This window comes from Shewanella mangrovi (genome assembly GCF_000753795.1).
In the GTDB taxonomy this organism is placed as follows: Bacteria; Pseudomonadota; Gammaproteobacteria; order Enterobacterales; family Shewanellaceae; genus Shewanella; species Shewanella mangrovi.
Map to the genome: position 1 here is coordinate 22,108 of NZ_JPEO01000027.1, position 6,312 is coordinate 28,419.

The window sequence follows — 6,312 nt, forward strand, 5'->3', positions numbered from 1 at the left end:
TTATCCTACTCAATGTTCGCTTGAGCCGAAAGCAAAAACACGGAAAATATTGCATCGAAGCGCGCGATTATAACGGCTTTATGCCGATCAGCTTATCTGACCTCCGAGGTTACGAGAAAATTCATGGATAAAGTGCTAATTAGAGGCCTACGGGTAGATACCGTTATCGGCATTTACGAGTGGGAAAAACAGCTGCACCAGCAATTACAAATCGATCTGGATATCGGTTGGGATAACCGTGCCGCCGCGGAGCATGACGATTACAGTAAAGCGCTTTGCTACGACACTGTCAGTAAACGTGTTGTCGCACTGATCACCGCAGCACCGATTGAGTTGATTGAAACGGTGGCGGAGAAGGTCGCGGCATGCATACTCAACGAATTTCAGGCGCCATGGGTTCGCGTACGCATCATGAAGCCCGGAGCCGTCGCGATTGCCGACAATGTCGGCGTAGAAATTGAACGCAGTAGGTAATTGTTGGTCATGGCAAAAATCTACATCAGTATCGGCAGTAATATTGACCCCGCTAACTACATTCGAGTGGCCATCACTGAGCTACGGGCGTTGTTTGGCGAGTTGGCATTATCTTCTGTCTATGAAAGTGAAGCCGTGGGTTTTAGCGGTGATAATTTTCTCAATATGGTGATTGCAGCCGATACCTTGCTCGACATTGACGGGTTAGTGACTCGTTTCAAACAGATAGAACGTCGTCATGGGCGAGCAGCAAATGCGCGTAAGTTTGCACCGCGTACCCTCGATATCGACTTACTGCTTTACGATGATTTAGTGGTTACCGAACCGGTAGTGTTACCGCGCGCCGAAATTCTCAGCAATGCTTTTGTTTTATGGCCACTTGCGGAACTTGCACCGCAGTTAGTGCATCCAACCTCTGCATTGAGTTACCAAACCCTTTGGCAAAATTATGATAAGTCACAACAACGATTGTGGCCGGTGGACTTTGATTGGCAGTGATGCCGAGTTTTTGAGGACTGTATGGATATTTTTCAAGTTATTGTGTTGGCGCTGATCCAAGGATTGACCGAGTTTTTACCTATTTCGAGTTCGGCGCATCTGATTCTCCCGTCGCAGATTTTAGGCTGGCCGGATCAAGGATTATCGTTTGATGTTGCAGTTAACACTGGCTCGTTGTTGGCGGTGGTGATCTATTTTAGGCGTGAATTGGTGTCAATGGCCGGTGCTTGGACGGTAAGTGTGGTTAAACGCAAGTCATCAGCTGAAAGTACGTTAGCCTGGTGGATTATTCTGGCAACGATCCCTGCCGTGTTTTTTGGCTTCACCGCAAAGCATTTTATTGAAAATAACCTACGCAGCTCGGCCGTTATTGCCGTGACCACTGTGGTGTTTGGTCTGTTGCTGTGGTGGGCGGATGTTGCCGGTAAGCGGCAGTTGACCGAGTATCAAACTGGTTGGCGCAAAGCCTTAATGATTGGATTCGCGCAGGCATTGGCATTGATTCCCGGCACTTCTCGCTCGGGTGCAACCATGACGGCAGCGTTAATGCTCGGGTTAACCCGTGAAGCGGCGGCACGCTTTTCATTCTTGATGTCGGTGCCTGTCAGTTTAGGTGCGGCTATTCTTGTCGGAAAAGATCTGCTTGAAAGCCCAGATGCGGTAGATGTGCATGCGTTGTGGATTGGGACACTGTTGTCATTTGTAGCTGCTTACGCATGTATCCATTTCTTCTTAAAAATCATCAGTAAAATGGGCATGCTGCCGTTCGTGATTTATCGCTTAGCGCTCGGCCTGTTCTTGTGCGCTTTCCTGTTTCTGTAGAGTATCAAACCTTATAAACAAAATCGGCAACACCTAGGTGTTGCCGATCTTTGACACAGCTGAGCTGTCTCGTCATTACTTCTTGTAGCGAGAAGCAACGTTGTCCAAACGATCGTTAGCACGCTTAGCTTCTGCTTGAGCATCAGCTGCAGCAGCTTTTGCATCTTTAACGTCAGCAGACAGAGAGCTTTGTTCTGATTTCAGAGCGCTAACTTCGGCAGACAGTTGATCAACTTTTGAGCCCAGGTTAGCAACACTTTCTTCCAGAGCGGTAGTGTTAGCACAACCACCGAGCAGAGCAGTAAGAGCCACGCCAGCAATCATCAGTACTTTTTTGTTCATGGAGAAATCCCTTTTTAGAGAGGTTTGGTTTTTAGTGGTTCGGTTCCAACGAAACCGATCCTGTATATTATCTCACAGCCAAAATTCACTTGGCTATGGGGGCCAAAAAATAAAGGTATGTTTAACGATATCGAATATGGCGATAAATGCAACCTTTACGAGCAATTTACGGATTTTTCTGGAATATTTATCTAATTCTAGTGTTTTATCGCCTTTATTCACTGTTCGCTAATAGTTGGCCGATAATGGCTATTCTTCGTTTCGCCAACTGCTCTTTAATTTCAGCGCCTTTATAGCCCTCAACCAAAATCGGTTTAACGTCAATTTTACTGGCTTGGTCGACCATAGTTGCTAATAGCTGCGCCTGCGGGTATGGCACTGTTTCAAATCCTGTACGGCCTTTAGCATCGGCTTCACACACTATGAGTAGCTGCGCGATTCTTTGAGGTTTACGCCAAGCATCGGCCTTATCGAGCTTACGCAAAATTGTGCTGGGCTTCATCTGCGTGAGATTGTGAATGTCTTGGTGGAGGTCGCTGCCTAATAAGGCGAGATCTCGAAACTCATTTGGCACTCTTATCCGTTCGCAGAACGCTTTAATTGGTGCCAGCCCTTTTTGCCCATGACCATGATGTTTAGGCAAGAGACTTTTAGGTGTGAGTCCTTTACCTAGGTCATGCAGCAAGGTCGCAAAGCGCACTTGGGCATCTTGGCTAAGCAAGGAGGCTTGTTTCAGCGCCATCAAGGTATGTACGCCGGTGTCTATTTCGGGGTGCCATTGTGGCGGTTGCGGAACGCCAAATAGCGCATCAAGCTCCGGCATTAACCGTGCTAACGCATGACAGTCTCGTAAAACTTCAAAAAATACCCATGGAGCTTGAGTATTGAGCGCGCGTTCTAATTCTTGCCAAACACGCTCAGCCGTCAATGCTTCTAACTCGCCGGAGGCCGCAATCTCTTGCATTAACGCCATGGTTTCGGGAGCAACGCTAAAACCTTGCGGCGCAAAGCGGGCAGCGAAGCGGGCGACTCTGAGTACACGCAGGGGATCTTCAACAAACGCCGGTGATACATGCCGCAGAATGCGTTGTTGTATATCTTGTTGGCCATTGAAAGGATCGTGCAAATTGCCGTGTTCGTCTTCCGCTATGGCGTTAATGGTTAAATCGCGGCGCAATAAGTCCTCTTCAAGTGTAACTTCCGGGCTAGCATCGACGGTAAAGCCGCCATAGCCGCGGCCCGTTTTACGCTCTGTGCGGGCGAGGGCGTACTCTTCTTGGCTTTTGGGATGCAGAAATACCGGGAAATCTTTACCCACCTGCTTATAGCCTTGCGTCAGCATTTCAGCGACGGTTGCCCCAACAACGAGGTGATCCCTGTCTTTTATCGGTAAGCCGAGTAATTTGTCTCTGACGGCACCGCCCACAAGATAAAATTGCACAATAACTCCTGTCGAACTGTTTACTGGCGCAGCATAACATTTGCGGCCAATCACCGAGCAGTTTTTTAACGGCTGCACATTTAGCAATGCAGAGTTTTGACAATCTTTAGCCATGTCTTAAACTGGGCAGCACTCTACACACAAGGATTTCTCGGCCCCATGTACAAGGCGTTTTTTGGACTGACAGATAACCCATTTTCCATTGCTCCAAACCCTAGCTATCTGTTTTTGAGTGACCGACATCGCGAAGCGTTGGCGCACTTGATGTATGGCTTAGGTGAGACCGGTGGTTTTGTACTTTTGACGGGCGAGGTTGGCACCGGCAAAACAACGGTTTCACGTTGCTTACTGAGACAACTGCCCGAAAATACCGATACGGCATTTATTCTCAATCCTTCATTGACTGAGTCCGAGTTGTTGGCAACCTTGTGTGATGAACTCGGCATCAGCTATGGCGAAAATCCAACGCTGAAGCAACTCACCGATTTGATTAGTCAATTCCTGCTAAGAAATCATAAGGCGGGGCGCAATACCGTCATGATCATTGACGAGGCGCAGCACTTGCGAGCTGAAGTGTTGGAGCAACTGCGTTTACTGACCAACCTCGAAACTGATACCAAAAAGCTGTTGCAGGTGATCCTTATTGGCCAGCCAGAGTTGCAACATCTGCTTAAACGGCAAGAGTTACGCCAGTTGGCGCAGCGTATCACCGCGCGTTACCATCTGCTCCCTCTTACTGAACAAGAGGTCGAGCTTTACGTACAACATCGCTTGCGCGTTGCAGGTCGTAACGAGCCGTTATTCAATCGGGGTGCCATTAAAGCACTACATCGCTACAGCGGTGGTATTCCAAGGGTCATCAATCTGCTCTGTGAACGAGCACTCATGGCGGCATATGGTCAAAATCGCACGCCAATCAATAAGCAGATGATCAATGCGGCCGCGGAAGAGGTGTTAGGTGAAAAGCCGAGTCGCGGAGGTCGCAAGTGGGCATGGGCCAGCGCCGCCGTGATTGTATTGGCAGCCGCAGCCACTGGAGTATGGTGGTTCAGCCCTCAGCTACAAGCCTATACGGCAGAGCATAAGACTGAGGTCAACAGCGCTGAGGTGACAGTTCCGGCGCCACAACCTCAAGCAAGCGTCGCTAATCAGTTGTTAGATGGTGCAATCGCTCAAAGTCATAACATCGATAACGCCTATGCGGGCTTATTTGCGTTATGGGGGGAGGCGCCATACGCAGGTGTTTCTGCGTGTCAGTCAGCCCAAGAGCTGGGAATGGTCTGCACTCAACAGCAAGGCTCCTTGACGCAGTTGCTGAATTTGAACTACCCCGCAGTGGTTTATTTGAAGTCTGAACAACAGTTGTTTTATGGCGTATTGGTGAAAAAGCAAGCGCAGCAATTGTTGTTGCAACTCAACGAACAGCAGTTCTGGGTCACGCAAACGTGGTTTGAGCAACACTTTACCGGCACCTATGAACTCTTGGCAAAAAAGGCAGAAGGTGCGCCAACGGAAGTGTCTCCAAGTGCTAGCTTAGCGCAAGTGCAATGGTTGGAAGACAGCTTAGCGCGTGCGCAGCAACGCCCAGCCCGTGCAATGAGCTACTTTGACGCCGAGCTAGAACAAGCGATTAGAGAGTTTCAAAGTCTGCACAATGTGACCGTTGATGGCAGAGCTTCTGCGAGTACTATCGCCTTGTTAGGTCTGTACGGTGCACATCATGGCCCTGCATTAGTTGGAGGCCAAAGCTAATGTCGATTCTTTTAGATGCAGTATCGCGCTCTAAACAGGAGCAACACGATGCTGAGTTCGATCCGATTACAGCGCCTCGACCTGCGATTGTTGAGAAAAATCACTACGGCATATTGCTAGTTGTCATTGCCGCTTTATTAGTCATCGTGGTGGCTGCTCTGGGGTATCTTGCTTGGCAAAACGTCAGTAGTAAGACAGATAACGCTCAAGCAGAAAAAGTCGCTACGGCAGTACCAGTCAAGGCTGAAGCTAAAGTGACTGCTGCGCCTGAGGTGGCGTTAGCGGGGAAGGTGACTCTGCCACGGCCTCGGCAGTTGCCTGCGGAGCAGCCAGCACAGGTTGTGCAATCTCCCGCAGTTACTCAAATGAACTTAGCCAATACCAACCGTAGTGAGACTATGGCGGACTCAACTGCAGATTCCACAAGTGCAAATTCAGCAAATGAGCCGATTATGTTGGGAGCCAACGCCAACGATAAAGGCTTAGCGATGTTGCGTCAGTTAAAGGCTGAGCAGCAAGATGACGTACAAGCTGACAGCTCTGTTGTTAACAGTGTTCAGTCTTCGGCACCAGCGCAGGCTGATGCCGTAAATGATGAACTGATGAACCGTTTTCAGGCAGCGCTGAGCGAAATTGAAAAGCGGAATGCGATGAGCGATGACGGCCAGCCTGTTGATCAAGTTCAGCCTGCGACGCCAACCTATTATCCATCCTATGGTGAGCTCCCTGCCGGGCTGCAGCTGCAAGTGCCAGAGTTCAATATTACCGCCCATCTTTACGCCACTAATCCACAGAAGCGGTGGATCAATGTTGACGGCAAGGAATTGCAGCAAGGTGATAAAATAAAGCAGAAACTGACCGTGGTTGAGATTAGGCCTAACGATGTGGTGCTGGCGATTCAAGGCACGCGTTTTCGGGTACCCGCCATATAGCAGTGATAATGCTCTACATAATAGTAAAAATCCACCTGCATAGCAGGTGGC

General features: G+C 49.1%; 7 protein-coding genes. 5 read left to right on the forward strand and 2 right to left on the reverse strand.

Annotated features, from left to right (window positions below; genetic code table 11):
• The first annotated feature begins 123 nt into the window (after window positions 1-123).
• The 3 genes from folB to HR45_RS18405 are packed head-to-tail and all read left to right on the forward strand — an operon-like array spanning window position 124 to window position 1,794.
• Window positions 124-474, forward strand: a complete 351-nt coding sequence (folB, locus tag HR45_RS18395; protein ID WP_037445737.1) for a dihydroneopterin aldolase — start codon at window positions 124-126, stop codon at window positions 472-474.
• A gap of 9 nt (window positions 475-483) precedes the next feature.
• On the forward strand, window positions 484-972 hold the full coding sequence (gene folK / locus HR45_RS18400; RefSeq protein WP_037445748.1) for a 2-amino-4-hydroxy-6-hydroxymethyldihydropteridine diphosphokinase: 489 nt from the start codon (window positions 484-486) through the stop codon (window positions 970-972).
• Between the two features lie 21 nt (window positions 973-993).
• Complete coding sequence (locus tag HR45_RS18405; RefSeq protein WP_037445738.1) at window positions 994-1,794, forward strand: undecaprenyl-diphosphate phosphatase; 801 nt, start codon at window positions 994-996, stop codon at window positions 1,792-1,794.
• A gap of 75 nt (window positions 1,795-1,869) precedes the next feature.
• On the opposite strand, the gene HR45_RS18410 is transcribed toward HR45_RS18405, so the two are convergent.
• Together HR45_RS18410 and HR45_RS18415 are read right to left on the reverse strand one after the other, a co-directional pair.
• The gene (locus HR45_RS18410; protein WP_037445739.1) at window positions 1,870-2,136 is read right to left on the reverse strand and encodes an Lpp/OprI family alanine-zipper lipoprotein; all 267 of its coding nucleotides are present in this window, start codon (window positions 2,134-2,136) and stop codon (window positions 1,870-1,872) included.
• Between the two features lie 214 nt (window positions 2,137-2,350).
• Window positions 2,351-3,577: a multifunctional CCA addition/repair protein gene (locus tag HR45_RS18415; RefSeq protein WP_037445749.1), complete on the reverse strand. Its 1,227-nt coding sequence runs from the start codon at window positions 3,575-3,577 to the stop codon at window positions 2,351-2,353.
• A gap of 159 nt (window positions 3,578-3,736) precedes the next feature.
• Here HR45_RS18415 and HR45_RS18420 point away from each other — a divergent pair, with 159 nt between their 5' ends.
• The gene (locus HR45_RS18420) at window positions 3,737-5,329 is read left to right on the forward strand and encodes an ExeA family protein (protein ID WP_037445740.1); all 1,593 of its coding nucleotides are present in this window, start codon (window positions 3,737-3,739) and stop codon (window positions 5,327-5,329) included.
• Window positions 5,329-6,261 (forward strand): general secretion pathway protein GspB, encoded by a 933-nt coding sequence (locus HR45_RS19150; RefSeq protein WP_052074838.1) that lies wholly within the window; start codon window positions 5,329-5,331, stop codon window positions 6,259-6,261. The genes HR45_RS18420 and HR45_RS19150 overlap by 1 nt, the downstream gene beginning before the upstream one ends.
• Window positions 6,262-6,312 lie beyond the last annotated feature (51 nt).

Excerpts from the sequence above, each read along its gene's own strand:
- folB (WP_037445737.1), top strand. The coding sequence starts at position 124 with ATGGATAAAGTGCTAATTAGAGGCCTACGGGTAGATACCGTTATCGGC.
- folK (WP_037445748.1), top strand. The coding sequence starts at position 484 with ATGGCAAAAATCTACATCAGTATCGGCAGTAATATTGACCCCGCTAAC.
- HR45_RS18405 (WP_037445738.1), top strand. The coding sequence starts at position 994 with ATGGATATTTTTCAAGTTATTGTGTTGGCGCTGATCCAAGGATTGACC.
- HR45_RS18410 (WP_037445739.1), bottom strand. The coding sequence starts at position 2,136 with ATGAACAAAAAAGTACTGATGATTGCTGGCGTGGCTCTTACTGCTCTG.
- HR45_RS18420 (WP_037445740.1), top strand. The coding sequence starts at position 3,737 with ATGTACAAGGCGTTTTTTGGACTGACAGATAACCCATTTTCCATTGCT.
- HR45_RS19150 (WP_052074838.1), top strand. The coding sequence starts at position 5,329 with ATGTCGATTCTTTTAGATGCAGTATCGCGCTCTAAACAGGAGCAACAC.